The following is a 24,672-nucleotide window of genomic DNA, read 5'->3' as shown; positions in this document are numbered from 1 at the left end:
AGCGTAGCATTGCCGTCGCGGCGCCGCTGGCTACGGGGACGGCGAAAGCGAAAGGCCCGTCAATCGCTGCAGGTCCGCAAGTGTGGTGTCACCAAAGCTTTCGCGCACCGTGGCACCGTCCGGCCCGAGATCGAACACGGCGTAATCGGTGTAGACCGTGTTCACGCAGCCGATTCCGGTCAGCGGGTAGCTGCATTCCTCGACAAGTTTGCAGTGCCCGTTGCGGGTGAACAGTTCCATCATCACGTAGACGGATTTCGCACCGAGCGCCAGGTCCATGGCACCGCCGACCGCGGGAATTGCATCTTCGCCACCGGTGTGCCAATTCGCCAAGTCGCCCGAGGTGGATACCTGGAATGCGCCGAGTACGCAAATGTCGAGGTGCCCGCCGCGCATCATGCCGAACGAGTCGGCCTGATGAAAGTAGGACGCGCCCGGCAACTCGGTCACCGGGATCTTGCCCGCGTTGATCAGGTCATAGTCGATGTCATCGCCGTGTGCGACAGGCCCCATGCCGAGCATGCCGTTCTCTGTGTGCAGGATGATCTCACGATCACTCGGCAGATAGTCGGACACTGTCGTGGGCAAGCCGATTCCGAGATTGACGTATGAGCCTTCTGGGATGTCCTGCGCGACGCGGCGCGCCATCCGTTCGCGTGAGTACGGACCACGCTGCACCGGATGCTGCGCAGGCGCCGACTCCTCCTGCCGCGCCCGCGCCATCACTGCCCCTCCGTCGCCGGCGGAAGTTTGCCGCCCAGTTCGACGAGTCGGTTCACAAAAATACCGGGCGTTACGATCGCCTCAGGGTCCAGCATTCCGACCTCCTCGATTCGCTCCACCTGAACGATGGAAATGCACGCGGCGCTCGCCATCATCGGCGCGAAATTGCGTGCCGTCTTACGGTAGACAAGGTTGCCCAATCTGTCGCCGCGGTGCGCCTTGATCAGCGCGTAGTCGGCGGTCAGGGCGTTTTCCAGCACATAGTCGCGACCGCCGAACCGCCGCGTTTCCTTGCCCTCGGCGAGGAGGGTGCCGAATCCGGTCGGCGTGAAGAACGCCGCAATGTCAGCGCCGCCGGCCCGGATGCGTTCGGCCAGCGTCCCCTGCGGAACCAATTCGAGCTCGAGCTCACCCGCTCGATAGAGGCCGTCGAATACCTGCGAGTCCACCTGACGTGGGAATGAGCAGATGATCTTGCGCACGCGCCGCGCCGCGAGGAGCGCGGCGAGCCCGGTCGTGCCGTTGCCCGCATTGTTGTTGACGATGGTGAGGTTGCGCGCGCCCGTCTCCAACAACGCATCGATCAACTCGACCGGCTGCCCCGCGGTGCCGAAGCCGCCGATCATCACGGTCGAGCCGTCCGGGATGTCCCGCACGGCATCCGCTGCGCTGTCGAGGATCTTCGAGATCATGGCCCTGTCGTTTCGGTGGCGGTCGCTGGTGCTGCTTGCGCTTCGGATGCTTGCGGTTCGGATACTGGCGGGTCGGATGCTTGCGGTTCGGAGCCGGTCACGTTTCGCCCGCCTAGAACGGGTACCGTTCGATGTCGGTCTGCATGGTCACCCACTGCGTGTCGGTGAACGCCTCGATGTTCGCGTCAGCGCCGCCGAATCGTGACCCGGTTCCGGATGCCCCGACCCCGCCGAACGGGATCACCGGTTCGTCATCGACGGTCTGGTCGTTGATGTGCACGATTCCGCTGTGCATCCGGTCGGAGAGCGCGAGGCCGCGCAGCGCATCCTTGGTGAGGATGGCAAGGGACAGTCCGTATTCGCTCTGGTTGACGATGTCGACAGCCTCATCCAAGGATGAGAACTTCATGACGGGCGCGACTGGACCGAACACCTCCTGTTCGAACGCGGGCTGGTCCGGAGCGCTGTCCGCCAGCACGGTCGGCCGGTAGAACAGTCCCTCGTAGGTGCCGCCCGCGGTCAGGCGCGCACCGGCCGCGACACTGCCCGTGACGAGCGAATGGATGCGATCGCGCTGGCCGGCGTCAATGACCGGGCCGAGCGCGGCATCCGTCGTCGCCCCGTTGCCGACGGGAAGGCCGCTGGCGGTCGCCGACAGGCGCTCAACGTATTCGTCGTAGATGCTCTCATGCACCAGGTGACGGCCGGTGGTCATGCAGACCTGACCCTGATGCAGGAACGACCCCCACGCGCCGGCCGAAACCGCCTGCGGAACGTCGACGTCGTCGAGCACGAGCATGGCGTTGTTGCCGCCGAGCTCCAAGTGCACACGTTTGAGATGCCGGGCGCCGAGTTCGCCGATCGCTCGCCCGGCCTTGGTCGACCCTGTGAAAGAGATAACACGCACGACCGGGTGCTCGATCAGCGCGGTCGCCGGTTCGATCGCGCCCGGCAACACATGGAACAGGCCACTGGGCAGCCCGGCCTCCTCGAGGATGGCTGCGAAGACGAGCCCGCCGGAGACGGCGGTGCGCGGGTCGGGCTTCAGGATCACCGCATTGCCGAGCGCGAGTGCGGGCGCGACCGATCGCATCGAGAGGATCTGCGGAAAGTTGAATGGCGAAATCACCCCGACGACGCCGACCGGCAGCCGGCGCGCGAGACTCAGCCGCGGTTTAGCACTGCGCAGCAGTTGACCGTATGGCGTGAGCGCGAGGGCGGATGCCGCGTAGAACAGGCCCGAGACCATGTGCGTCTCGAACGCCGCCTTGCCCTTTGGCGAGCCCGCCTCGCGGATCAGCCAGTCGCTGAGCACGTCGTTGTGGGTCTCCATGAGATCGCCGGCGCGGCGCAGAACGGCTGCGCGTTCCTCGTAGCTTGTCGCCGCCCACGATTTCTGTGCCTCGGATGCCACTGCGACGGCTGTCGACACGTCCTCGGTGTTGGCGACGCCGAACCGGCCAATCGAACTCTCCGTGGCCGGCTCCACGATGTCGCGGCTGCCGCCCTTGCTGGCAGTCCAACCGGAGCTGTAGAGCCTCCCATCCCATTCGCTGGGCTCGAAGAACGTCATTATTCCTCCTTGTTGCGGCGCACGCTCAGTGCGTCACGACTTTGCTCGTATCCGCTCCGTGCGCAAGTGTACGCAGGGTGAACGCGTGTGCTTATCAAGAACATTACACGACGGATGTGCCGTGCCGCCAGGATTCCTCTGTGCGGTTACCGTCGAGACACGCTATATACCGAAATGCTGCTGAGTGTTACTGTCGCAATCAGAAGGTGCGATGGAGTACCGGAAAGTTGGCGGCAATGGGTGGCAGTGCAGATACCGATCGATTTGGTTCCAGCGGCCCACGCGCTAACGACGTGACCAACACAGGCCAACCGACACTGTTCACCGGCGGTGCGGTCTGGATGGGTCCTGGACATGCGGACGAATCCGCACTGCTCGTCTCAGGCGGCCGCATCGTCGCGATCGGTGAGGCGGCAACGCGCTCAGCGCTCGACCTGAATGCCGAGGTCGTCGACCTGGCGGGCGGATTCCTGATGCCGTCATTCGGTGACGGCCATGCGCATCCGCTCTTCGGCGGACTGGAAGACGTCGGACCCCACGTGCGTGACCGCACGAGTGTTGCAGAAATCGTGGCAGAAGTGAAGCGTTTCGCAGATGGCCACCCCGACCAGGATTGGATCATCGGCGCCTCCTACGACGGCAGCCTCGCACCAAGCGGCCTATTCGACGCCCGCTGGCTCGACGATGCGGTGGTCGACCGCCCGGTCGTTCTGCGCGCCTGGGACTACCACACCGTGTGGTGCAATTCACGTGCATTGGAACTCGCGGGAATCGACGAGAACACCGTGGATCCGGTGCTCGGCGAGATCCCGCGGCGGCCGGACGGCAGCCCGCTGGGGATTCTGCGCGAATGGGGCGCGGTCGAACTGGTCACGGCCATCTGGTCGGGCTACAGCCTGGATGACCGCGTGGAGGCCCTGCGGCGCGCCACCGCACACTACGCACGCCTTGGCATCACCTGGGTTCAGGATGCCTGGGTCGAGCCGACGGATGTCGCGGTGTATCTCGAGGCTGCACGCCGCGGCGCGCTGTCCACCCGGATCAATCTGGCCCTGCTCGCGGATCCGCGCCGCTTCCCGGCATCACTGGAGTGGATGCTCGAAGTACGGGCGCAGGTCGAGGAGCTCGACCATCCCCTGCTGACCGCCCACAGCGTGAAGTTCTTCGCAGACGGCGTCGTCGAGAACGAAACCGGCGCCTTGCTCGAGCCGTATTGCTCCGGCATGCACGACCACGGAATGCTGGTCTGGGAACCGCAGCACTTGGCGGAGTCGGTGCAGGCCGTCGATGCCGCCGGGTTCCAGCCGCACATTCACGCGATCGGCGACGCCGCCGTGCGCAGTGCGCTCGACGCGATCGAGTACGCAGAGCGGACCAATGGCGTCACGCAGCACCGCCCGGTCATCGCGCACGTTCAGCTCACCACTCCTGAGGACATCGCACAGTTCGACCGGCTCGGCGTGATCGCGAACATGCAACCGCTGTGGGCGCAACTCGACGCACTCATGACAGTGCTCACCGTGCCGCGGCTCGGACCCGAACGCACTGATCGGCAATACCAGATGCAGACGCTGTCCGATGCAGGTGTCACACTCGCATTCGGTTCGGACTGGCCATGTTCCTCGGCAGACCCGCGCGAGGGAATCGCCATCGCCGTCTCCCGCACCACGGCGGAGGGCGATCCTCCGGGCGGCTGGACGCCGCAGGAGAAGCTCAACATCGAGACGGCGCTCGCCGCATATTCCAGCGGCGTGGCGATCCAGGCATTCGGCGACCGCGCAGAAGCGACCTGGGGGCGGATCGAGGTCGGTTCCTCCGCCGACCTGGTGTGGCTCGAGCGCGATCCACGCCAGGTCGAGCCGGCAGAGCTGCCGAACATCGCCATCCGCGCAACGTATCTCGCCGGAACGGCGACCTACCGGGCGACGGATGCCGGCATCGCCAGTACCCGCCAGTAATCCGTTCACCCGCTGCCCGTTCAACCCGCTGTAGGAAGGTAACCCACATGTCAGTTCCAACCGGCCCCACCGGGGCCGAATCCACCGAAGAGGTAGTGATCGACGCCACGGCGGCCAATACGCAGCACGGCAGTTCCGAGGGGCACCTGCGGCGCGTGCTCGGCGTACCCTCTCTTGTGCTGTTCGGGCTCGTCTACATGGTTCCGCTCACCGTCTTCACGACATACGGCATCGTCACACAGATGACCGGAGGTCGACTGCCGACCGCGTATATCGTGACTCTGATTGCCATGGTGTTCACGGCGCGTTCATACGGGTTGATGTCCAAAGCGTTCCCCTTCGCCGGGTCTGCATACACCTACACGCAGCGCAGCTTCGGACCGGGAATCGGCTTCTTGGCGGGCTGGGCGCTGCTTCTGGACTATCTCTTCTTGCCGATGATCAACTATCTGGTGATCGGCATCTATCTGCAGGCCGCATTCCCCATCATTCCCGCGTGGATTTTCGTCCTCGTCACAATCGTGCTCGTTACGGTGCTCAACATCGTGGGAATCGTCTCTGTTGCGCGCACCAACTTTCTGATCATTGCGGTGCAGGCGATCTTCATTGTGGTTTTCATCACCCTCTCGGCGGGTTCCATCGCAAACCATACGCACGTCGACTTCTTCGCACCGTTCGTCGGGTCGGGGGATGCCGGCGGGTTCGGTACGATCCTTGCCGGCGCTGCGGTGCTGTGCTTGTCGTTCCTCGGATTCGACTCGGTGTCGACGCTGTCTGAGGAAGCGCGTGATCCGAAACGAACGGTGCCGAAGGCGATCATGTGGACGACGATCTCGGCCGGACTGTTGTTCGTGATCCTCGCCTACGTGTCCCTGCTGGTCGTGCCGACACACACTTTCAAGAATGTTGACTCGGCCGCTCTGGGCGTGATGACGACGGCGGGCGGCCAGTTCCTCGCGGCATTCTTCACAGCTGCGTACGTCGCGGGCGCGGCCGGGTCTGCGTTGACGTCACAGGCATCCGTATCGCGAATTCTGTACGCGATGGGGCGCGACGGTGTTCTTCCGAGACGTTTCTTCGGACAGATCAGCAAGAAATACGGCACGCCGGTTCTGGCGATCCTGGCGGTGTCCGTTGTGTCACTGCTCGCACTGGTCATCGATCTGACGCTGTTGGCCGAGATGATCAGTTTCGGCGCGCTGATCGCGTTCTCGGCGGTGAACCTGTCGGTGATCAAGCACTTCTTCAGGGATCTGAAGCTGCGGAAGGGTTCACACCTGTTCAACTATTTGATCGTGCCGGCGATTGGCTTCGGTCTCACAATCTGGTTGTGGACAAGTCTGTCGCCGTTCACCCTGATGATCGGCCTGATCTGGCTCGCCATCGGCTTCGGCTACCTGCTTTGGATCACACACGGCTTCCAGCGCAAGACCCCGATGCTGGACCTGAAAGAGTGAGAGTGCAGGCGGCGGGAACATAGTCGTACTGCCCGAACTAGCCGCGTTACCCACTTCCTGCCGGTGAGAAGTCTGCCGAGCTCGTCAAAACCCAAGCGGATACCGCGGTCAACCGCGTCTTCCTAGATCGCCGCGTATACCTGTACAGGCAATTCGGCGACTGAACAGCTCGGCAATCGGTCGGACGTGATCGGGAGCCCCGCGGGGCATCACCGTGAATGTCAGTCACTGGTACTGCCCATTTCCGCGTGCCGCCGATAGCCTGAAATCGACACACCCCGCTCCGGTGAAAGGACGGCCCCGCATGGCCAAAGTTCTCAGCGCTACCTGGATCGCCAAACCAGGCGAGGAAGAGACCGTGCGCGCCGCGCTCGAGCAGCTTGCCCCCGCCTCTCGCAGCGAGGAAGGCAACCTCTACTACCAGGTCTATCAGGATCCGGCGAAGCCCCGCGTGTTCCGAATCTTTGAAATCTACGCCGATGATGCCGCCCTTGCAGCGCACTCCGAATATGACCATTTCAAGACCTGGGGCCTCGGCCAGGCCATCCCCGCGCTCGAAGCGCGTCGCAAGGAGTTCTACGAGACCTTGGATTATTGACAGACCCGGACCGCTGAGCGATCGTCGCGAAGTGAGTTCGCCAGGCCGGAGTCAATTTTTGCTCATTGAGCCCACGCTACAACTGCGGATCCACCCCGCTGCGTGTGCGTACGCGGGCGCGGGGAACCGGAGGCAACTCGACGCCTGCGACCACGCGGTTCTCAATCGCGCCGATGCCCTCGATCTCCATCCGCACGACGTCGCCGGGTTGTAGCGGGGGCGGCGTCTGCATGCGGTTGCGTCCCCACGCTTCGAAGAGGCATCCGCCGCCTGCCGTGCCACTGCCCAGCACGTCGCCCGGCACGATCCGAGAGTCACGCGCGGCGTAAGCGACCAGTTCAGCGAACGGCCAGCCCATGTTCGAGAGCAGGTCGCGGCCGAACTCGACGCCGTTGATCGAGACCGACATGGCGATGGGTAGAAAGCCGTCCGCATCGTGCAGGGTTTCGAATTCGTCTGCGGTGACGATCCACGGGCCCAGAGTGTTCGCGAAGTCCTTGCCCTTGCACGGGCCGAGGTTCAGTCGTGTCTCGCGACGTTGCAGGTCACGAGCCGACCAGTCGTTGAGAATGGTGTAGCCGAAGATATGCTCGTGTGCCTCAGCCGGGGTGAGGTTGCGCCCATCGCTGGCGGCGACCGCACCGATGACGGCGGCCACCTCGAGCTCGAAGTCGAGAGCGCGACTGCCGGACGGTGCCGCGATCTCGTCGCCCGTCGCCCGCAGAGTGTGCGGGTTTGTGAAATAGAAGGTCGGCGCCTCGTACCACTCGGGGCGAACGTCGCGCGCACCGCTGGGTGCGCCCATGCTCACGCCCTCGACGTGTTGCTCGAAGGCGATGAAGTCCCGGATCGACGGCGGATGCAGCGGCGGCAACAGCGTCACGTGGCCGAGCGGAACGGATGCCGCGCCAGCCACGAGCGCGCGCCCGGCAGCGAGCGCATCCGCCAGTCCGCTCTGCACCAGGTCGAGCACGGTAGTGCCGGCAGGTAGCGCATAGGCGCGGTCGTCGCTGACGAAACCGGCGAATTGTGCACCGGTGTGCATCCAGGTTGCGATCTTCATCAGGGGCTCCCGTCCGTGCGCGCTCAGCCGAGGCTGGCTTTGATGTCCGTAATGCGCCGGTAAAGGCGTTGTGGGTGCTCGGGGATCGTAATGAATCCGTGGTGCGCATAGAAATCTGCGGCCGAATCGTCGATTGCGTCCACCACCACCAGTCGCGCAGCCGCCGACTCTCCCGCGAAGACAGCCTTACGGAGGGCTTCGGCCAGCAGCTGCGCGCCGAGACCCTCGCCTTGTCGGTCGAAGCGGACCGCGAGCCGGGCCAGTAGGACGACGCCGACCGGGTACGCAGGGAGGCCGCGCACGAGCTTGTCTGGAGCGTCGGCCCGCCTCACGGATCCCATGGTCAGGCTGAAGTAGCCGACGACTGAGTCGGCGTCCGCGAGCACGAATGTACGTGCGGAATCCACGCGCTGTGCTGCGAGAGCGTAGTTGATCAGCCAGGAGTCGAGAGGCTCGCGGCCGGACTCGAACCCCGAGAGGACATGGCTCCTACCGCAGCGTTCGAGCCGGCGGGGTCTCACTCTTCAGGTAACTTCGGGTGGCGCCGGAACAGTTCGGAGATCTCTGACACCGGCTCTGCGGGGCCGTCTAGCGCGCTGATGAATCGGTCGAACGCTGCATTCGACAAGGTAGTGTCGTGATGCCGCTCGACCACCGAGGCAGCGTGCGCGGTGGCAGTCGCAAGCACGAAGGACGTGACGGTGGTGTACTCGAGGTACGCGGCCTGCCGGATTAAGACGTCTTGTTCCGGCGTCACCCGAACCTCGATCCGGTGCCGTCTGGATGGCTTTTTCGCCATGTCACTCATGCCCACTATTGTACTTTGTCCGGACGAGGTCCGGACATCCTGAGCTGAGCACGTCTCCAAGTACCACTCAGGACGAATGCCAGCTGTGCTGCCGGATGCGCCCATGCTCACACCCTCAACGTGTTCCTCGAGGCGACGAAGTCCCGCATGGCGGATGGTGGATAGCCAATCAAGTCGTATCGCAGTGGGGCGAGGACGTCTTCCCGGGCGCGCGAGCACAGCGGATCGTTGATGAATGGTTTGCGGCCTTCGGGCAATAGGTCGCGTAGCCCGAACGCGACGATCAGCCACTTTGGGTTTTTGGGTTGGATCTTTTGGACTTTAGAGAAGCATGCGTTTGAAGTTTCAAAGTTTATGGCATTCTTTGGGACGCGCGAGCGGCGTTAGACAACGTATGCATGCATACGCGGCGCAGCCGCGGAAGGAGGGAGCGATCTTGCGAACGGTGAGGACTGGGTGGAAACTGTGTGATCGAAATTCACCAAAAGGTTGCCTTCGAGGCGGCACAGGCAACCCGGCGAGCCGAATTGGGTACGACACCGACTACCTGCGGGCCGGTGTGGAACACGGACGCCAGCTTGACACTACTGCAGCGCGCGACCCCTCAAACCCGCTCGAAGATCGCCGCGAGCCCTTGGCCGCCGGCGATGCACATCGTCTCCAGCAGGTAGCGGCCGCCGTCACGGTGCAACTGGCGTGCCCCGGTCGCGAGAATGCGCGCTCCTGTCGCCCCAACCGGATGCCCGAGCGAGATTCCGGACCCGTTCACGTTGGTCCGATCCCAGTCCTCGTCGACGAACGCCCACTTGCGGGTCACGGCCAGCACCTGCACGGCGAACGCCTCGTTCAACTCGATGAGATCCATGTCGGCCAGCGACAGCCGAGCCCGCGCCAGCGCCTTCGGCACGGCCACGACCGGCCCCAGACCCATGCGTGAGGGCTCGACGCCCCCGCGCGCCCAGGTGACCATACGCACCAGCGGGGTCAGGCCAAGCTCGACGGCGCGTTCCGCACTGGTCACCAGGCAGGCAGCCCCGGCGTCATTTTGCGCACTCGCATTGCCGGCTGTGACGGTGGCGGTCGGGTCCTTCTTCAACAGGGCGGGGCGCAGCGCGGCAAGGCCCTCCAGCGTGCTGTCCGGGCGCGGCGACTCGTCTTTGTCCACGATCGTGTCGCCCTTGCGGCCAGGCACCGTGACCGGAACGATCTCGTCGTCGAAGCGCCCCTGTGCCACCGCACGCGCGGCGCGCTGCTGCGAGCGCAACGCCAGGGCGTCCTGTTCTTCGCGGCTGATTGAGAAGTCGCGGCGCAGATTCTCCGCCGTTTCCAGCATGCCGTCCGGCACCGGATAGTTGCGGCCGCCTGCGGTCTCACGAGCGCGGCCCAGCGCGTCCCGCAGAAACACGCCAACGGTGCCCGAGATGCCCCACCGCGCATCGACTGTGTAGAGCGGCGCCTGACTCATCGAGTCGACACCGCCGGCGATCACGACGTCGCTGACACCGGTTTGCACTTGCATCGCCGCGTCCAGGATCGCCTGCAGGCCCGAGCCGCAGCGACGATCCAGCTGCAGGCCGCCCACGGTCACCGGCAGACCGGCATTCAGCGCCGCGACCCGCGCGATCGGCGCTGCCTCTGCGGACGGATAGCCCTGCCCGAAGATCACGTCGTCGACTGCAGCGCCGTCGATCCCGGTGCGTTTAACGAGCGCGCGGATCACCGTCGATGCCAAGTCGACCGGCGGCACCGTCTTGAACACGCCACCGAAACGCCCGATCGGCGTGCGCAGAGGTTCGCAGATGACGACGTCCCTCAACGGCTTGTTCATGGTCATGCGTCCTTTGTTCGGTTCGCTCGAATTTTCGGCCTCACTGTGCAGCGGGCTCCTCACTGCACTCGCTGGTCGAGTGGCGCCTGAGCACAGCGAATACGCGTATCGAGACCTCCGTATCGAGACTTCCCGAGATCGGCCTCCGAGGTCTCGATACGGTCGCAGAGCGACCTACTCGACCAGCGGGGCGCGCGCGACCTACTCGACCAGCAGGGCGCGCGCCACCTACTCGACCAGCGAGATGCGAGCTCATGAGTTGGCCTCGGCATCCGCATCCAACTGCGCGAAGACCTCCCGCGCGATCGCGAAGGCGGAGTTCGCGGCCGGAACCCCTGCATAGATCGCCACGTGCAGCAGCGTCTCGCTGATCTCGGCGCGCGTCAGCCCATTCGTCAGCGCACCCCGGATGTGCATCGCCACCTCATTGTCGTGCCCGCCGGAGACGAGTGCCGCGATGGTGATGAAACTCCGGGTACGCCGGTCGAGCCCGGGCCGGGTCCAGACATCACCCCACGCGTAGCGGGCGATGAAGTCCTGAAAGTCGGCGGTCTCCGGCGTGATCGCAGCGGTCGACGCGTCGACGTGCGCGTCGCCGAGCACGGCACGGCGCATCGCAGTGCCAGCCGCGTACGTTTCCTCGTTGGTGCGCGTGCGCGGTGGTTGCGTCGGTATATCCGCGGCAGCGCCCGCCGCAACATCGGCACCAGCGCTCGCAGCAGCATCCGCCGCAGTCCCGCTAGCAGCATCCGCATCCGCCCCGCCGATGTGCGCGAGCACTAGCGCCACCAGTTCGGCTGGGCGCTCTAACATCGGCAAGTGTGCGGCACCTGCGATCTCGCCATAACGCGCCCCGTGGATGCCGTCGGCCAGTTCCCGCAGCTTCGCCGGCGGCGCCGACTCATCCGCCTCGCCTGCGACGGCCAGTGTCCGCACGTCGATCTCGCCGAGCCGAGCAGTGACATCGTGACCGGCGAGCGCCTCGCAGCACAGAGCGTAGGATTCATCGTCGATCGTCAGGAGTGCGTTCAGCGCCGCGCCACCGGCATCCGGATCGCGTTCGAGAAAGCCGGGCGCGAACCAGCGCCGGGCGCTGCCCGCGACGACGGATGCCGTTCCGCTCGCACGCACTTGCGCTGCCCGTTCGATCCAACCGTGCGTTTCGCCGATCTTCGCCCCGGTGCAGATGGCGGTGAGGCTCAACAACCTCGACGGGTGCCGGAGCCCCAGTTGCAGCCCGACCGCACCACCGAGCGACACGCCTGCATAATGGAATGCGCCGCCTCCGACTTCGTCGACAAGGTCGACCACGGCATCCGCAAGATCCGCGACCGTGAACGGCTGTGTCGTCGCCGGACTGAAACCGTGCCCCGGCAAGTCGTAGCGCAGTACGCGATAGTGCTCGGACAGGGCATCGAGCACACCGGACCACAGTTCGCTCGTGGTGCCGAGTGACGGCCCCAGCACCAGTAGCTCGGCGTCGGGCGCGCCACTGCGCACTGGCGCGACCGAACAGCGAAGTGATGGGATGCTCATGAAAGTTCCGTCCTTTTCGTTGCGGCCCGTCCGGTGTCGGCATACACGGTGTCGGCCCGGTCGTGATCGGCCTCCTCGCGCCGCGTTTGGTCGCGCTGTGCGCGCTCCCGCGCCAGCACGGCATCGATCATCGGGCCGGAATTGCCGAGCGCGGCATCCGGATCGAAGGCATTCCACACCGCCGCGCGCAAAGTCTCCGGATGGCCATCGGCGACGAGGCGGGCGGACAGCACGACGCGCAGCGGCCGGTGCGTCGCGACGGACTCGCGTGCCGCCGCCTCGACGAGTTCGAACGCGGCCCGCTTGCCAAGCGCTTCGCCGAGGATCGTGCTAACGCGCTCACTGAAAATAAGACCATCAGTGAGCTCGAGGTTGGCGCGCATCCGCTCTGCATCGACGTCGAGGCGGGCCGCGAGCGAGGCTGCACTCTCCGTTGCGGCGACCGTGAGACTTCCCAGGTCGCGCAGCGTCGGCCACTCGGCATGCCACGCGCCGCTGGGCCGCTGGTCCTCGGCGAGCAGGCTGCCGTGCAGTGTGGACAACAGTCCCGGCGCGCGTCGGGCCGCCGCCACGACCAAGAACGCGGTCACCGGGTTGCGCTTGTGCGGCATAGCGGAGGAGCCGCCTTCGCCGTCGGCCAGCTGCTCGGACAGTTCGCCGATCTCGGTGCGCGCCAACACGGTCACGTCCAATGCGAATGCGCCGACCGCACCGGTCGCGCCCGCAAGGGCATCGCCGAGCTCGGTGATCGGCAGCCGATTCGCGTGCCACGGGATCACGGGCGCACGCAGGCCGAGCGTTGCAGCGTAACCGGCAATGATGGTGTCCACGACAATCTGTGGGTCAGCGCTGGGCTGCCGCGCGGCGACGATATCGCCGAGTACGGCCAGATTCCCGACGGCTCCGCCCAGCTGCACGGGTAGCGCGTCTCGCACCGCTTCAACACGCTCGCGTGCGGTGACCACAGCATCCAGCCAGCCGGCGACCACCAGCCCGAAGCTCGTCGGCGACGCCTGCTGACCAAGCGTGCGACCAGCCATGGGTGTCGTGCGATGCCGTGCGGCGAGCGCCGCGAGGGTGCCCGCGAGGTCTGCCAAGGCATCCGCCACCGCTGCGGTCACCCGGTGGGCAACGAGCATCGCGGCGGAGTCCAGGATGTCCTGGCTTGTTGCCCCGACGTGGATGTGATCGGATGCGCCGGCCCGGCGTTCCTCCGCCGCTCGCCCGAGCGCCTTCACCAGTGGCATGACCGGGTTGCCGCCCGCCCTGCCTGCTTCAGCGATCGCCACGAGGTCAAGCGTGCCTGCGTCGGACAAATCGTCGACGATCCCTCTCATCCACAACGGCACGAGCCCTGCCCGGATGAGCGCACGTGTCAGGCCGAGTTCTGCATCGACGAGCGCCTGTAGCCAGGCGAGATCACCGGTCAGGCGCCCGGCACCCGTGCCTTGGCTCAGCGGGTCGAGCAGCCCGGCCGTACGGCTTGACTCGAGCGCGGGGCTTCGTTTCGCGTCTCGCGTGGAATTGTTCTCCAGCTCAGGCATCGAAATCCAAGAAGACCGTCTCGCCGTCGCCCTGCAACCGGATGTCGAACCGGTACGAACGCTCACCGTCCGCGATCGCGACCAGGGTGGCCCGGCGCTCGGCCGGAACGGCGGCCAGCACGGCATCCGTTGCCTGCGCCTGCGCGTCCTCAGGGAAATATGCGCGCGTGAACAGATGGTGCAGGAGCCCACGGGCGAACACCGTGACAAGCACGTATGGTGCTGCGGCACCGACGGCCCCCGGCTTCACCGTGGTGAACAGGTAATGACCGGCAAGATTCGTTGCCGCCCTTCCGAAGCCTGTGAAGGTGTAACCATCACGATCCAGACTCCCCTGCTCGTGCGAAATGCGGCCGGCACCGTCCGCCTGCCAGAGCTCGATGAGCGCATCCGGAACCGGGGTTCCCTCACCGTCGTAGACGCTGCCATGCAGGCGGATCGCCTGCGCCAGTCGGGCGGGCACAAGTTCGGGCCCGCCGTGATACGGGAGCGCATTTCCGAAGAACGGCCCGACGGTCTGCGAGGGGGTTTGCGCGTAACGCGGCGTCGATTCCGAATCAGGCATGGTGGTCCTCGCTCTCCATCCACGTCGACCGCGGGCCGGTGAGCACAATATCCCACAGGTAGCCCAGTGAGAACTCTGGCGCACTCAGGTCGTGGTCGTAGCGGCCGATCAGCCGTTCGCGCGCGGCCGGGTCGGTGATCGACTGATAGATCGGATCGAGCGCGAACAGCGGGTCACCCGGAAAATACATCTGCGTCACCAAGCGTTGCGTGAACGCCGACCCGAACAACGAGAAGTGGATATGTGCAGGCCGCCACGCGTTGGTGTGATTCTTCCACGGGTACGGGCCCGGCTTGATCGTCGTGAACTGGTACTCCCCGCTCTCACCGGTGATCGCACGACCGACACCGGTGAAGTTCGGGTCGAGCGGCGCCGGATGCTGATCCCGCTTATGCACATATCTCCCGCCCGAATTCGCCTGCCAGATCTCGATCAGCTGGCTGCGCACCGGCCGGCCCTGGCCATCGAGCACCCGGCCGGAGACTGTGATGCGCACGCCGAGGGGTTCCCCGGAGTGCTGGATCGTCAGATCGCTTTCGAGCGGGTTGACATCGGTGTGGCCGAATGCGGGCGAGAAACGTTCGACCTCCTCCGGGTCCACCCGCACCAACTCGTGCGTCGGATGCCGCAGCACCGAACTGCGGTACGGCGCGTAGTCGCGACGCGGGTGCACCTCCGGCGTGCCCCCTGCCTCGACGGCGCGGCGGGCCTCATCTTCGATCGCGCGCATCTCAGCACTGATCTGCTGTTGAGTCGTCATTGCTACCTCTGTTCCTGGTCGTTGGTCGTCTAGCGAGGAACGACCGTATCGAGACCCCCACCCGTCGGTCGAGTAGGTCGCCCTGCGACCGTATCGAGACCCCCACTCGTTGGTCGAGTAGGTCGCCCTGCGACCGTATCGAGACCCCCACCCGTTGGTCGAGTAGGTCGCCCTGCGACCGTATCGAGACCCCCACTCGTTGGTCGAGTAGGTCGCCCTGCGACCGTATCGAGACCCCCACCCGGCGCACGACGTCTCGATACACTCGCTGGCGCTCGCTACTCGACCACCGATGGCAGTCACAGCGGCAACCCTGTGTATTGCTCGGCCAGTGAGCGCATGGCGTGCAGCGAGTGCGTCGTGTAATCCAGCTGTCCGAGCTGGCTGCGATAGTCGAATTGCAGCTCGTTCGTCTCGCCGTGGTGACGGTGCAGCATCCGCGTCATCCAGCGGGAGAACTGCTGGATACGCCACTGCCGGGCGAGGGCAGCATCGCTGTAACCGGTCAGAGCGGTGTCGTTCCCCGCGTAGTGCGCGATCAGCGCGTCGCTCAACATCGTCACATCGGCGATCGCCGAGTTGAGCCCCTTCGCGCCGGTCGGCGGCACGATGTGCCCGGCATCCCCGGCGAGGAATAGGTTGCCGTAGTTCAGCGACGACGCCACGAAACTGCGCATCGGCGTGATCGACTTCTCGGTCACCGGGCCTTCCTGGAGTGTCCAGCCCGGCACGCCGAGCCGGGCGTGCAGCGTGTCCCAGATTCGTGCATTCGGCCAGTCCTCGATGCGCTCGGTTGGGTCGACCTGCAGATACAGCCGCGAGACGTGCAGCGAGCGCATCGAGTGCATCGCGAAGCCGTCTTCGTGCAGGCAGTAGATCAACTCATCGGTCGAGGGCGCAACATTGGCGAGTATGCCGAGCCAGGCATATGGGTAATTCCTCTCGTACGAGGATCGCTCTGCGGCAGGAATCGCCGGGCGGCAGATGCCGTGCGATCCGTCCGCACCCACGATGAAATCGGCGTGCAACTCGTGCGCCTCGCCGTCGTGACGGAAGGTGACGCGAGGGTGCGCTGTCGCGATGTCGTGCACCGCGACATCCGCTGCCTCGAAGTAGATCGTGGAGCCGTCAGCCTCGTGCGCGTCGATGAGGTCGCGCACAACGGCCTGCTGGCCGTAGACCGTGACGGTGCGTCCGACGAGTTCGTTGAAGTCGACGTGATGGCGCTCGCCCGCGAACTGCAGGTAGATGCCATCGTGCACCAGGCCATCCGTCGCGACGCCGTCGCCGACGCCGAGCCGAGTGAGCGTCTCGACAGAACCCTGCTCGAGCACCCCGGCACGCACGCGGCCGTGAATGTACTCGACCGAGCGGTTCTCAACGATGACCGCATCGATGCCCGAGCGACGCAACGCCCACCCGAGCAGCAGGCCGGCTGGCCCGGCGCCGATGATGGCGACGCGCGTGGTTTCTGGAGACATTGGCTTCCTTGCATTGCATCCGGTTACAGCGGCCCCGGCGATCGCAATCTCGGCGACAGCTATTTGGGCAACAGCGAGGGCGTCTGTGTCTCGAGCATGCCGTGGAATGCAGCTCAGCGCGCCGCTCCTTCCACCCAGTGGAAGCGGATGAGACGTGACAGCGGATGCCGCGACGGAAGTGAATGCGCCGGCGCTCAGCTCGCCCGACGGTAGCCGAGCGCCCTGCTGACCCCTTGGGCGGCCGCGCGCACGGCACGTTCGTGGGCGGCATCCGGGGCGGGGGTCGTGTGCGTGACGATTGAGACGGCGGCCACGACCTGCCCGGTGCGGTCGCGGATCGGTGCGGCGATCGAACTGGACCCTGCGGTCATCTCCTCCCCCATGAAGGCGATCCCCTCGGCGCGCACGGCGGCGATGCGGCGGCGCAGCTGCTCCGGGGTGCTCACGGTGTCTGGCAGAAACCGCTGAAGCGGTGCCGCGAGATACGACTGAATGAGCTCGGGTGGCGCGAACGACAGCAGTACCATGCCGACGCCGGTCGCGTGCAGCGGCAGCCGGCCGCCGACTCGGGAGATGATGTGCACGGCTTGATGACCGGACAGTTTCTCCAGATACAGCGCGTCGTGTCCGTCGAGGATCGCCAGGTGCACGTGCTCCCGGGTGGCCTCGTAGAGGTCTTCCAGGTACGGCAGCGCGATGGTGCGCAAGTTGCGGGCCGTTGGGGTTTGCACACCGAGCTCCCACAGCCGCAGCCCCAAGCTGTAACGACCGTCTTCCTGGCGCGCCAGCCCACCCCAGGTCACCCATTCGGCGACCAGGCGATGGGTTGTCGACAGCGGCAGTCCGGCGCGGCGTGAGATCGCGGTGAGCGTCAACGCGGCGGCAGGCGCCGGCGCGCTGAACGCGTCGATGACGGCGAGCATCCGCGCCGCGACGGACCGATCGTCGTGCTGCGGGCTCGGGCCGTCGGCATCCGCCGGCCGTCGTGGCTTGCCTGACATTTGCACTCAACGGTAGCGGATGCCGCCCAAACGTCTGCTCGGGCCGGTCGAGGCGGCGACGGGTCGAGGCAGCGGCGCGCTGCGCAAGCGATTACGACAGCGGGATGACCAACTCGACTCCGTCCGCGGCAGCGGCTCGGGCGAGTGCGGCATCCGCTGTCGCGAGCGCGAGGTGACCGGAATAGGCCAACGCGAGGTAGCTCGCGTCGTACGCGGTCAGGTTTCGGCCGAGTGCGTCCAAGTGGTCGCATCCGGCGGCCATCGGGCCTCCATAGCAGCCATTCGGGCGCACTCGTCCGCTCGACAGGGGGAAGGGGGGAAGGCGGGAAGGCCGGAAGGCGGCACGCACGCGCGGCCGCCCGCGCCAACGGGCGCGTCACGTCGCGCAACAGCAGGAATATCTAGCGCAGCGCGCGCATTGCGACGATTATGAACAGCATGGATCCGGTCGCCACCATCGCCTGGATCGTGTCGTTCGTCGTGGTCACGGTCGCCATCACGGGCCTGTCGCGCCGCATCGGCTGGTCCGCTCCCGTCGCGCTCGTACTCGTCGGTGCGATCGCATCCTTCATCCCGGGCATTCCTCAGGTGCAAGTGCAGCCGCAGCTGATCCTCTACGGCCTGCTGCCGCCGTTGCTGTTCGCCGCGGCAATCCGCACCTCTTTTGCGGATGTCCGTGCTCGCCGCGACAGCATCCTACTTTTGTCGGTCGGGCTGGTGGCGTTCACCGTGATCGTGGTCGGCTTCGCGACCTGGCTCGTCGTGCCGGCGCTCACGCTCGCGGCCGCGTTCGCGTTCGGGGCGGTGGTCGCCCCGACAGATACCGTCGCGGTCACCGCCATCCTCGGTCGCCTTCACCTGCCGCGCCGACTCGTCACCGTGCTCGAAGGCGAGAGCCTGCTCAATGATGCGACGGCGCTGGTCGCGCTGAACGCATCCATTGTGGCGATCGCCGGGGTGCTCAACCCGTGGCTGATCGTCGGCGACTTCGCCCTGGCAGTCGTTGCCGGTCTGGTGGTTGGGCTTGCCGTCGGGCTCACCCTGGCCGCCATCCGACGCCAACTGCGCGCACCGGTGCTCGACACCAGCCTGTCACTGGTGACGCCGTACGTCGCCTTCATCATTGCGCAGTCGATCGGAGGCTCAGGGGTGCTTGCCGTCGTCGTCGCGGGCCTGTACCTCGGCTACCGCTCCCCGGCCATCCAATCGGCAGAAGCGCGGATCGCGGAGTCGATCAACTGGCGCACCATCCAGTTTCTGCTGGAGAACGCGGTGTTCTTGTTCATCGGGCTGGAACTGGCAAGCATTCTAACCGGCGCACTCAAGAGCGGATTCACGGTCGGCCAGGTCATCGTGATCTGCGTCGTCGTTCTGCTCGCGCTGATCGCCGCGCGCTTCGGCTGGATGGCCGCCATCACGACGCTTTACCGGCACGGGCCGCGCCGGCTGCGCGAGCGGGGATGGAGTTGGCGCACGAGCATCGCGGTGTCGTTCGCGGGCATCCGCGGGGTCGTGACGCTGGCAGCGGTGTTCCTGCTGCCGCCGCAGACGCCCTATCGAGCGTTCCTGCAATTCCTGGCGTTCGTCGTGGTCGTCGGCACTCTGCTCGAAGGTCTGGCGCTGCCGTGGATCATCCGCCGCCTGCGCCTGCCGTCGCCCGACAGCGCGCAGGAGGCGAGTGAAATGCAACGTCTACTCGCCGAGGCGCAGTCGGCCGGGCTCGATCAACTCGAACTCGATGTAACGGATGCCGACGACGACGCGGTCGTCAGCCGACTCCGCACGAATGAGGCATTCTTGCGCGACGCGCTGGAGAACCCGACATCGGATGGCGAGGAGCAGTCACCTGCTGCCTATCGCCGGCTGCGCCAATCCATGATTGCGGCGGAGCGGCGCGCCGTCGCCGCCGCCCACGCGGATGGCCGCTATCAGGCGGCATCGGTGCGCAGGGTCTCCGCGTTCCTCGATGCGGAGGAGGCCGCATTACGGATCTCCACGCCACTGGCGCCCGGCACCCCGCGCACCCCCAACGCGAAGCGCACACCGGGCACGCCTGGCGCACCTGGCACGGCTGGCACGACTGGCACGGCACAGGGTTCGCCGCTGCGTGAATCCGAAACCTAGGGCCAACCCCAAAACCTAGGGCGAACTGGGTACGCCGGGCTGCTCAACGGCGGCCCGGTCCGCCGCCCGTGCGGCTTTCCGGGCGGCGCGAGCACGCGCACGGCGGCCGTGCGGCAGTCGCGACCAGACCCGAGCACGTTCGCTGGACAGCGCCAGCATCACCAGGATGTCGAACGCGAGCCCGGGAAGGGTGGTGAACAACGTAATGCGGGGGCCGCCGTTAACGGCATCGACGAATGCGGCGATGATCACGATGGCGCCGAACACCATCGCTGCGATTCGTGCCCAGTTGCTGCCACGGAACACGAGGATGATCAACGCCAGGTAGATCAACACCGCACCGCCGGCAATGCCGACCACCACCGTGAGGATGAGTGCGGCAATCTGCTGCACCTCGTCTGGTGTGAGGCCGGAGACTTCGAGCTCAGACGACCGCACGAACTCGCCCCAGCCGACCAGGACGGACACGATGGCGATGATGCCGGCAAGTATCCGGAACAGCATGAGCAGTGAGCCGAAGATGATTTGAACGGGGCGCTTCGTGGTGGGATCAGCCGCCGGCGCGGCATCCGGATCAGTAGGCGGCACCGGCAGCGCCCTCAGGTCGATGACCGGCAGGTCGCCATCCGTCACGATGGTGTCGCCGCCGCCGTTGCGCGAGTGATAGCCGGTCGAGAAATCGCGGATGACGCGAACGTCGATCGCCTCATCAGAGGTGGTCAGCGTGTTCACGATGTGATCGCGCTCGATATCGGTGTTCGCATCGATCTTGTGGGTGATCTGCAGCGTGAAGAGCGAGAAGCCGACGCTGCGATCGAAGGTGCCGGCGGCCAGCCAGTCCGTCTGGTGGCCACCGGGCAGAAGCCAGCCGTCCGGGCAGCGCCAGAAGCGCACGTGGTGCCGTTTGGCCGGGTTGCCGAGCACTTCTTGCTGGTATGCGACATCCTGCTGCTTTTCGAACAGCATCAACGGACTGACCGGCGCCTCGTCATAGCTGCGGCGTGTGATCGTCGACGTGACGATGCGCCAACTCGAGGCGAAGGTGACGTCGTCGGCCCTGGTCCAGCCGGCGTCGCGCATCGCCAGATTCAGCTGTTCCTCACTGCCGAGCAACGCCAGGTTGATCGGGTCACCGAGCAGGCCGTCGCTGGTGCGGGCCCGGCCGATGAAGTAGTTCGGCACATACATTCTGGTCAGGATGCGATGCAGCCGCGGCAAGATCAGGTAGGCGAGCACCAGCCAGAACAGCACGAAGAACACGATCTGCCACCAGCCCCAGGAGAAGCTCTCCGAGAGCACAAGCCAGGCCAGCCAGATGGCGGCGGCCCCGGCGAAGATGAAGAACGCGTAGTCCAGGGCCACGTTGACCGACACGCGACCGCGCGGCAACGGAAGCGCGCTCACCTTCGTCGGCTCGGGCGCCGTCTGCTCGGACATGCCCTTATGTTATCGGCAGAGCTGGTTCGTTCAGCGGATGCCCGTGCTCACGCGACTGCGGCTGCCCGCTCGAGAGCGGCGAGCGATTTTGCGACATCCGCGGCATCCGTCGACCAGTTGCTGACCGAAATGCGCAGCACGTCCCGGTCGCGCCAGCGGGATCCGGACATCCAGGTGACGCCGCCTGCCAGCAGCCGTTCGGTTACCCGTTTTGTGCGCTCGTCTTCGCCGAAACTGACGCAGACCTGCGTGAACACGACGTCGTTGATGACCTCGGCGCCGGGGATGCGCGCAATGCCGTCGGCGAATGCAGTGGCATGCTCGGCGAACCGTTCGACGAGCGCGATCGTCCCGCGCCTGCCGAGGGAGCGCAGCGCCGCCCACACCGGCACGCCGCGAGCGCGGCGCGAGAACTCGGGAACGCGCTCGAACGGATCGCCGGGACCGGGGTCATCCGCCATCAAATAGCTCGCCTGCGTTCCGAACACCGTGCGCACCGTCTCTGGCCGGGCAACAATGGCGATGCCGCAGTCGTACGGCACATTGAGGGTCTTGTGCGCATCCGTCGTCCACGAGTCGGCCGCCTCGACGCCGGCGAGACTGAGCCGGTCACGCAGGCGAGGGCTGGCGGCCGCCCAGAGCCCGAACGCGCCGTCGACGTGCACCCACGCTCCGCGTTCATGCGCGACCTCGATCGCCTCAGCCATCGGATCGAACGCGCCGGAATGCACGTTGCCCGCCTGCAGGCACACGATCGCCGGACCACCGGCAGTTGCGGCGCCGCTGGCGGTCCCGCCGTCCATCGCCTCGGCGAGCGCGGCGGGCAGGATGCGTCCCTGGTCGTCGGCCGCGACGGCAATCGGCGCGCCCAACCCGAGATAGTTCAGTGCCAAGTCGATCGACGTGTGACGGTCGGCACCGACGAACACGCGGAGGCGAGGCGCCCCGGTCAGCCCGTCGGCCGCCACGTTCCAGCCCGCTCGCGCCAGCACCTCCTGCCGCGCAGCTGCGAGCCCGACGAAGTTGGACATGGTGGCGCCGGTGGTGAAGCCCACGTCGCATCCGCTTGGGAGTCCGAGCAGGTCGAGCAGCCACCCGGCTGCCGCTTCCTCGGCAGCGACGACAGCGGGCGTCGCGAAGCGCAACGCTGCGTTCTGGTCCCAAGCGGTCACAAGCCAGTCCGCGCCGAGGGCGGCCGGCAGCGTTCCGCCGGTCACCCAGCCGTAGAAGCGGCCGGACTGCATCGCCATCAACCCCGGTTCGGCCAGCGTTGCAAGCTCATCGACGACGGTCGCGGCATCCGTTGGTTCGTCGGGGAGTGCCCCGCCGAATGCGTCGCGAAGCTCGCCTGCGCGCATCCGGGGCGGCACGGGCCGCGCGCCTACGGTTGCGAGCCAGCGCAGCGCAGCGCATGCGCCTGCGCTACTTCGATGGCCGCATCGTACGCATCCGGTTTGGTCGACATGGGTTCATGCTAGCCGCGACGCTATTGACGCCGGCCCGGACCTTGCACGATAAACCGGACGAAAATCGCCTGCGAGTCCGGGCAGCGTCCAAAGCCCAGGCGCGCGTTCAGCCATAACCGGCAAGCCTGTCTCGACACCGGCCGCTCAGTTGCGTACTGTTCGTTCTAGCGCACTATCCATGTTGAGCAAGGGGCCAGGATGACGCAGGGCGTTCCGATCGAGTTTTCTGGCGTGACCAAGCGTTTCGGCGATGTTCAAGCTGTCTCCGACCTGAGCTTCACCGTCGAACCCGGGCGAGTCACCGGGTTCCTCGGACCGAACGGTGCAGGCAAAACCACCTCATTGCGGATGCTGCTCGGCCTCGTCACACCCACCAGCGGCACAGCCACCTTCGGCGGAACACGCTACCGCGATCTGCCCTCCCCGCTGACCACTGTCGGAGCCGCGCTCGAAGCCGCCAGTTTCCACCCCGGTCGCACGGCGCACAGCCACCTCGCCGTGTATGCGACGGCGGCACGCCTCGACCAGGCTCGCGTGCCCGCCGTGTTGAAGAAAGTCGGCCTGGCCGACTACGGCAACCGCCGGGTCGGCGGCTATTCGCTCGGCATGCGACAACGGCTCGGGCTCGCCTTCACGCTGCTCGGTGACCCCGGCGTGCTCGTGCTGGACGAACCCATCAACGGGCTCGACCCAGAAGGCATCAAATGGATCCGCACCTTCCTCCGCGAGCTCGCCGCAGAAGGCCGCACCATCCTCGTCAGTTCCCATCTGCTCTCCGAGGTGCAACAGAGCGTTGACGAGGTCGTCATAATCGCGAAGGGCGAACTCGTGCACCGCGGGTCGCTCGAGACGCTGGAAAACGCCGACAACATCCAGGTGATCGTCGAGTCGCCGAACCGCGACGCACTCGAATCCGCGCTCCGCGCCGCGAACCTGAACTTCACGGTTGTGCGCAGCGGGCTGCTCGTCAGCGGAGCCGAAACCGCGCAGATCGGGCACGTGGCGTTCGTTGCCGGCGTGGAGTTGAGCGCGCTGCATCGACAGAAATCCGGTCTCGAAGAGACCTTCCTCTCCCTCGTCGGAGAGGGGGATTCGCTGTGAGCGCCTTCTTCGCCGGCCTGAAAGCCGAGTTCGCCAAGGTGCTGACGACGCGCATGTGGTGGATCCTCGCCATTGTGCTGTTCGCCTACATCGCGCTGATCTCCGGCGGCCTCGGCGCGCTATTCGGAGCGATCAGCACCGGCAAGATCACGCCGCGAGGCGGGGGCGGAGGCGGCCTCCCGCATTTCGGGGCGCTCGCACCGCTGATCTACAGTTTCGCCACGTCGGTCGGCTATGTGTTCCCGGTGTTGCTCGGCGCGTTGGCGACGACCGGCGAATTTCGGCACCAGACGTTGACACCGACATTCCTCACCAACCCGCGGCGCGAGCAGGTGCTCGAAGCCAAGAGCCTGTCGTCGCTGGTCGTCGGTGTGGCCTATGGCGTCGTGGCTCTGCTCGCATCCGTCGGCGCCGGATCGGCCGCACTCTCGATCTTCGGCATCGACACAGCGCTCGGCGACAGCAACACCTGGGCGCTGTTCGGCCGTGCGCTGATCGCGATGGCGCTTTGGGCGGCGATCGGCGTCGGGCTCGGCACCCTCATCCCGAACCAGACCGCGGCGATCGTCATCATCCTGGCATTCACGCAGTTCGTCGAACCGCTGCTGCGTCTTGCCGCATCGTTCTCCGATGTGACCGCCTCGATTGGTAAATTCCTGCCCGGTGCCTCCAGCGATGCACTGGTCGGCTTCAGCTTCTTCACCATCCAAACTCCGGATGCTCAATCCCTCGACTGGTGGCAGGGCGGCCTCGTGCTGCTCGGCTACGCGCTCATCCTGACGGTCATCGGCTACTACACAACCTGGCGCAAGGATGTGACATAGGTCACACGAGCGTTGCTGGTCTTGACGAGCGTTGCCGAAATTGATGAGCGTGTATGCCTGGGCGCACACGCTCGTCCGATTCACACACGCTCGTCAAGTAAGCACACGCTGGTCAAGTAGGCACGCGCTCGCT

Annotated in this window: 22 protein-coding genes; 6 read left to right on the top strand and 16 right to left on the bottom strand. The window is 66.0% G+C overall.

Annotated features, from left to right (window positions below):
- Positions 1-30 precede the first annotated feature (30 nt).
- The 3 genes from QU604_RS00925 to QU604_RS00915 form a co-directional block, all read right to left on the bottom strand.
- On the bottom strand, positions 31-648 hold the full coding sequence (locus tag QU604_RS00925) for a 3-oxoacid CoA-transferase subunit B (protein ID WP_308469010.1): 618 nt from the start codon (positions 646-648) through the stop codon (positions 31-33).
- 74 nt (positions 649-722) lie between these two features.
- Positions 723-1,415 carry a 3-oxoacid CoA-transferase subunit A gene (locus QU604_RS00920; protein WP_308466919.1) on the bottom strand — a complete coding sequence of 231 codons (693 nt, stop codon included), beginning with the start codon at positions 1,413-1,415 and terminating at the stop codon, positions 723-725.
- Positions 1,416-1,527: 112 nt separating this feature from the next.
- Positions 1,528-2,988, bottom strand: coding sequence for a benzaldehyde dehydrogenase (locus QU604_RS00915; protein ID WP_308466918.1), 1,461 nt, complete (start codon positions 2,986-2,988; stop codon positions 1,528-1,530).
- A gap of 293 nt (positions 2,989-3,281) precedes the next feature.
- On the opposite strand from QU604_RS00915, the gene QU604_RS00910 reads away from it, so the two are divergent.
- The 3 genes from QU604_RS00910 (at position 3,282) to QU604_RS00900 (ending at position 7,001) form a co-directional block, all read left to right on the top strand.
- Entirely contained in the window at positions 3,282-4,946 is a 1,665-nt protein-coding gene (locus QU604_RS00910) for an amidohydrolase (RefSeq protein WP_308466917.1), read from the top strand.
- A 47-nt stretch (positions 4,947-4,993) separates the two neighbouring features.
- Entirely contained in the window at positions 4,994-6,403 is a 1,410-nt protein-coding gene (locus QU604_RS00905; protein WP_308466916.1) for an APC family permease, read from the top strand.
- A gap of 304 nt (positions 6,404-6,707) precedes the next feature.
- Positions 6,708-7,001 (top strand): putative quinol monooxygenase, encoded by a 294-nt coding sequence (locus tag QU604_RS00900; protein WP_308466915.1) that lies wholly within the window; start codon positions 6,708-6,710, stop codon positions 6,999-7,001.
- 76 nt (positions 7,002-7,077) lie between these two features.
- Here QU604_RS00900 and QU604_RS00895 read toward each other — a convergent pair whose 3' ends face one another.
- The 11 genes from QU604_RS00895 to QU604_RS00845 form a co-directional block, all read right to left on the bottom strand.
- The gene (locus QU604_RS00895; protein WP_409349987.1) at positions 7,078-8,064 is read right to left on the bottom strand and encodes a fumarylacetoacetate hydrolase family protein; all 987 of its coding nucleotides are present in this window, start codon (positions 8,062-8,064) and stop codon (positions 7,078-7,080) included.
- 23 nt (positions 8,065-8,087) lie between these two features.
- Entirely contained in the window at positions 8,088-8,585 is a 498-nt protein-coding gene (locus QU604_RS00890; protein WP_308466914.1) for a GNAT family N-acetyltransferase, read from the bottom strand.
- Positions 8,582-8,872, bottom strand: a complete 291-nt coding sequence (locus QU604_RS00885) for a type II toxin-antitoxin system TacA family antitoxin (protein WP_308466913.1) — start codon at positions 8,870-8,872, stop codon at positions 8,582-8,584. The genes QU604_RS00890 and QU604_RS00885 overlap by 4 nt, the downstream gene beginning before the upstream one ends.
- Before the next feature lie 604 nt (positions 8,873-9,476).
- The gene (locus tag QU604_RS00880; RefSeq protein ID WP_308466912.1) at positions 9,477-10,706 is read right to left on the bottom strand and encodes an acetyl-CoA C-acetyltransferase; all 1,230 of its coding nucleotides are present in this window, start codon (positions 10,704-10,706) and stop codon (positions 9,477-9,479) included.
- A 246-nt stretch (positions 10,707-10,952) separates the two neighbouring features.
- Positions 10,953-12,236, bottom strand: coding sequence for a bifunctional 3-oxoadipate enol-lactonase/4-carboxymuconolactone decarboxylase PcaDC (gene pcaDC, locus QU604_RS00875; RefSeq protein ID WP_308466911.1), 1,284 nt, complete (start codon positions 12,234-12,236; stop codon positions 10,953-10,955).
- Positions 12,233-13,780, bottom strand: coding sequence for a lyase family protein (locus tag QU604_RS00870; RefSeq protein WP_308466910.1), 1,548 nt, complete (start codon positions 13,778-13,780; stop codon positions 12,233-12,235). The genes pcaDC and QU604_RS00870 overlap by 4 nt, the downstream gene beginning before the upstream one ends.
- Positions 13,773-14,345 carry a protocatechuate 3,4-dioxygenase subunit alpha gene (gene pcaG / locus QU604_RS00865; protein ID WP_308466909.1) on the bottom strand — a complete coding sequence of 191 codons (573 nt, stop codon included), beginning with the start codon at positions 14,343-14,345 and terminating at the stop codon, positions 13,773-13,775. The genes QU604_RS00870 and pcaG overlap by 8 nt, the downstream gene beginning before the upstream one ends.
- Positions 14,338-15,105, bottom strand: a complete 768-nt coding sequence (gene pcaH / locus QU604_RS00860; RefSeq protein ID WP_308466908.1) for a protocatechuate 3,4-dioxygenase subunit beta — start codon at positions 15,103-15,105, stop codon at positions 14,338-14,340. The genes pcaG and pcaH overlap by 8 nt, the downstream gene beginning before the upstream one ends.
- Before the next feature lie 299 nt (positions 15,106-15,404).
- Entirely contained in the window at positions 15,405-16,586 is a 1,182-nt protein-coding gene (locus QU604_RS00855) for a 4-hydroxybenzoate 3-monooxygenase (protein ID WP_308466907.1), read from the bottom strand.
- 194 nt (positions 16,587-16,780) lie between these two features.
- Positions 16,781-17,587 carry an IclR family transcriptional regulator gene (locus QU604_RS00850; protein WP_308466906.1) on the bottom strand — a complete coding sequence of 269 codons (807 nt, stop codon included), beginning with the start codon at positions 17,585-17,587 and terminating at the stop codon, positions 16,781-16,783.
- 91 nt (positions 17,588-17,678) lie between these two features.
- A complete protein-coding gene (locus QU604_RS00845) occupies positions 17,679-17,849 on the bottom strand; it encodes a hypothetical protein (RefSeq protein ID WP_308466905.1) in 171 nt (56 codons plus the stop codon).
- A gap of 167 nt (positions 17,850-18,016) precedes the next feature.
- Here QU604_RS00845 and QU604_RS00840 point away from each other — a divergent pair, with 167 nt between their 5' ends.
- Positions 18,017-19,711, top strand: a complete 1,695-nt coding sequence (locus QU604_RS00840; RefSeq protein WP_308466904.1) for a Na+/H+ antiporter — start codon at positions 18,017-18,019, stop codon at positions 19,709-19,711.
- A 15-nt stretch (positions 19,712-19,726) separates the two neighbouring features.
- Here the strand turns inward: QU604_RS00840 and QU604_RS00835 are convergent, their stop codons facing one another.
- The gene (locus tag QU604_RS00835; protein WP_308466903.1) at positions 19,727-21,148 is read right to left on the bottom strand and encodes an LssY C-terminal domain-containing protein; all 1,422 of its coding nucleotides are present in this window, start codon (positions 21,146-21,148) and stop codon (positions 19,727-19,729) included.
- Positions 21,149-21,195: 47 nt separating this feature from the next.
- Entirely contained in the window at positions 21,196-22,506 is a 1,311-nt protein-coding gene (locus QU604_RS00830) for a pyridoxal phosphate-dependent decarboxylase family protein (protein WP_409349986.1), read from the bottom strand.
- Between the two features lie 306 nt (positions 22,507-22,812).
- On the opposite strand from QU604_RS00830, the gene QU604_RS00825 reads away from it, so the two are divergent.
- Together QU604_RS00825 and QU604_RS00820 are read left to right on the top strand one after the other, a co-directional pair.
- Entirely contained in the window at positions 22,813-23,715 is a 903-nt protein-coding gene (locus tag QU604_RS00825; protein WP_308466902.1) for an ATP-binding cassette domain-containing protein, read from the top strand.
- Complete coding sequence (locus QU604_RS00820; protein WP_308466901.1) at positions 23,712-24,539, top strand: ABC-2 transporter permease; 828 nt, start codon at positions 23,712-23,714, stop codon at positions 24,537-24,539. The genes QU604_RS00825 and QU604_RS00820 overlap by 4 nt, the downstream gene beginning before the upstream one ends.
- The last annotated feature ends 133 nt before the right edge of the window (positions 24,540-24,672 follow it).

This window comes from Rathayibacter sp. SW19 (genome assembly GCF_030866825.1).
Lineage (GTDB): Bacteria > Actinomycetota > Actinomycetes > Actinomycetales > Microbacteriaceae > Rathayibacter_A > Rathayibacter_A soli.
Note: the sequence above shows the minus strand (reverse complement) of the source record. Positions and strands in the feature narration are given on the sequence as shown.

Bases quoted from the DNA above. Each gene is read 5' to 3' on its own strand.
- pcaDC (WP_308466911.1), bottom strand. From the start codon at position 12,236: ATGAGCATCCCATCACTTCGCTGTTCGGTCGCGCCAGTGCGCAGTGGC.
- pcaH (WP_308466908.1), bottom strand. From the start codon at position 15,105: ATGACGACTCAACAGCAGATCAGTGCTGAGATGCGCGCGATCGAAGAT.
- QU604_RS00850 (WP_308466906.1), bottom strand. From the start codon at position 17,587: ATGTCAGGCAAGCCACGACGGCCGGCGGATGCCGACGGCCCGAGCCCG.
- QU604_RS00855 (WP_308466907.1), bottom strand. From the start codon at position 16,586: ATGTCTCCAGAAACCACGCGCGTCGCCATCATCGGCGCCGGGCCAGCC.
- QU604_RS00895 (WP_409349987.1), bottom strand. From the start codon at position 8,064: ATGAAGATCGCAACCTGGATGCACACCGGTGCACAATTCGCCGGTTTC.
- QU604_RS00835 (WP_308466903.1), bottom strand. From the start codon at position 21,148: ATGTCCGAGCAGACGGCGCCCGAGCCGACGAAGGTGAGCGCGCTTCCG.
- QU604_RS00920 (WP_308466919.1), bottom strand. From the start codon at position 1,415: ATGATCTCGAAGATCCTCGACAGCGCAGCGGATGCCGTGCGGGACATC.
- QU604_RS00880 (WP_308466912.1), bottom strand. From the start codon at position 10,706: ATGACCATGAACAAGCCGTTGAGGGACGTCGTCATCTGCGAACCTCTG.
- QU604_RS00925 (WP_308469010.1), bottom strand. From the start codon at position 648: ATGGCGCGCCGCGTCGCGCAGGACATCCCAGAAGGCTCATACGTCAAT.
- QU604_RS00915 (WP_308466918.1), bottom strand. From the start codon at position 2,988: ATGACGTTCTTCGAGCCCAGCGAATGGGATGGGAGGCTCTACAGCTCC.
- QU604_RS00905 (WP_308466916.1), top strand. From the start codon at position 4,994: ATGTCAGTTCCAACCGGCCCCACCGGGGCCGAATCCACCGAAGAGGTA.
- QU604_RS00830 (WP_409349986.1), bottom strand. From the start codon at position 22,506: ATGCGCGCAGGCGAGCTTCGCGACGCATTCGGCGGGGCACTCCCCGAC.
- QU604_RS00825 (WP_308466902.1), top strand. From the start codon at position 22,813: ATGACGCAGGGCGTTCCGATCGAGTTTTCTGGCGTGACCAAGCGTTTC.
- QU604_RS00885 (WP_308466913.1), bottom strand. From the start codon at position 8,872: ATGAGTGACATGGCGAAAAAGCCATCCAGACGGCACCGGATCGAGGTT.
- QU604_RS00900 (WP_308466915.1), top strand. From the start codon at position 6,708: ATGGCCAAAGTTCTCAGCGCTACCTGGATCGCCAAACCAGGCGAGGAA.
- QU604_RS00840 (WP_308466904.1), top strand. From the start codon at position 18,017: ATGAACAGCATGGATCCGGTCGCCACCATCGCCTGGATCGTGTCGTTC.
- QU604_RS00845 (WP_308466905.1), bottom strand. From the start codon at position 17,849: ATGGCCGCCGGATGCGACCACTTGGACGCACTCGGCCGAAACCTGACC.
- pcaG (WP_308466909.1), bottom strand. From the start codon at position 14,345: ATGCCTGATTCGGAATCGACGCCGCGTTACGCGCAAACCCCCTCGCAG.
- QU604_RS00870 (WP_308466910.1), bottom strand. From the start codon at position 13,780: ATGCCTGAGCTGGAGAACAATTCCACGCGAGACGCGAAACGAAGCCCC.